This is a genomic window from Pseudomonas sp. P5_A2_2 (genome assembly GCF_054177685.1).
Map to the genome: position 1 here is coordinate 1 of NZ_JBGCUL010000960.1, position 1,665 is coordinate 1,665.

Annotated in this window: 2 protein-coding genes; one reads left to right on the forward strand and one right to left on the reverse strand. The window is 50.3% G+C overall.

The features are described from left to right. Nucleotides 1-642 precede the first annotated feature (642 nt). Entirely contained in the window at nt 643-1,083 is a 441-nt protein-coding gene (locus tag ACXRVY_RS27780; protein ID WP_457266196.1) for a DUF2628 domain-containing protein, read from the forward strand. Between the two features lie 222 nt (nt 1,084-1,305). Here ACXRVY_RS27780 and ACXRVY_RS27785 read toward each other — a convergent pair. After that, on the reverse strand, nt 1,306-1,665 hold a 360-nt coding region (locus tag ACXRVY_RS27785; RefSeq protein WP_458238807.1), incomplete at its 5' end, for an OST-HTH/LOTUS domain-containing protein.

Sequence of the window (1,665 nt, forward strand, 5' to 3'; positions counted from 1 at the left end):
ACTCACGACAACCCCACATGATGGAACAGCAAACCGGTGACTAAGGTCCGCATGCCAGTTGGTTTGATTCGTTGAAGTGGGAGTCGTCGCTTTGCGCTGCCCGTGCTGGCAACTACGAGGCAGTGTTCAACCGGCGTGGTGCCGCCCGGTACCTATTTTACAGGTCAGCTACGAAGCAGCGGTATGTCCCTCTGTTAATGACAGCTTTGGGTCGGTTGCTGCCCTTGGTGACAGGCAGAAATCGGCCGATTCTGTTGAAAAAGTCGGTTCTTCCAGATTGACCGCATACTGACCGCTGAAAACGCCTTTTTTGCGCGCCGCTACGCGAAATCTGAGCCCGGAATCCTCTGCTCAATGTAGAGGTTTCAATCTCAAGCGCGTACTTTTCTATCGTGGAAACTATGGCCGACTTTTTCAACAGAATCGGCCAATAGCAGACCTCGGGCGCGCTGCTAGACTCCGCAATGAGGCCAAAGACAATGCCGCCATTCCTACTCGCCTCATTTCGTGTTTCTAGCGCGACACTCAAGCAAAACAGGGAGTTACGCATGAGCAAGGAACGTTATGCGACAGAAACGACGGAAAATACTACGCTACTTCTGCCGTCTACTTATAGTTAGCCACCATCAACAAGGAAGCCTCATGGAATCTCATAATCCCTACTCCCCACCCACCGCAGTGGTTCTCGAACTAAACGAACAACCGACTGACGAAATGATAGAAAACCTACCGATTTCTGCAGCTTGGAAAGAGCGCTTCAAGGCAATCGCTCATGCAGGCGGGCCAAAGCTACCCAACCTCAAAAATCTTCCAAAGCCGGAGCGAAGAAAAGCCTTCTCTTTTAACATATTGGCGTATCTCTTCGGCCCAATATATTACCTATCCAAAGGAATGTGGAAGAAATCAATCACATACTTAATCTTGTCAGTTGCCATTGTTATAGCCCTAAGTCTTCTTCTAGATGCGCTCGGATACCCCGAATTATCCAATGCCCTTAAATATGGAGTAAGTGCATTTTATGCACTCCGCGCAAACATAGACTTTTACAAAAAAACCGTCCTACATAGCAACGGATGGTGGTAACAGCTAACAATGCGCTCAACCACCGCCTACTTCGTTTGAAAACTGGGCGCATATTCATTTCTTCTACTCTAATCGGCCTCTCCAAGACGGCAGCCCTGGGTTTATTTCAGCCGAGTCCAGCAGACAGGCTTTGTCCGGCAGCTGCCTCTCGTCAACGTCAGTTTCCGGCCAGAAGCAGTCAGTCAGCGCGCTTACAAAAGGAAGGACGATTCAGTTTTCCATTCAGCTGACCTTGCTGCGATACCAGACGGCAGTAGGTTCATTATCAGCTTGGGGTTTTCGTATTTCGAACTGCTGTGACTCGCGCAGGGCATGCTTCCAGTCGCTGCAACCGTAGCGCTTGGGCGTCTGCTCTGGATAGGTACCACCAATCCAGTGGATGGCTGCTTCCAGTCGAGTCCAGCCACCTTTGGCAAGCTTGGTTTCCGCTTCACGTAAACAGCGGCATATCCCACTGCCAGGCCAATAGATTGAACCGTCCTCCCTGATACCATCGATGAGCGCATCTTCAAATGCTTGGCTTAGCATAACCGAAGCCACTTTAGCTGCTGCCACATCAATGGTTTTGGCCCAACATTGCAG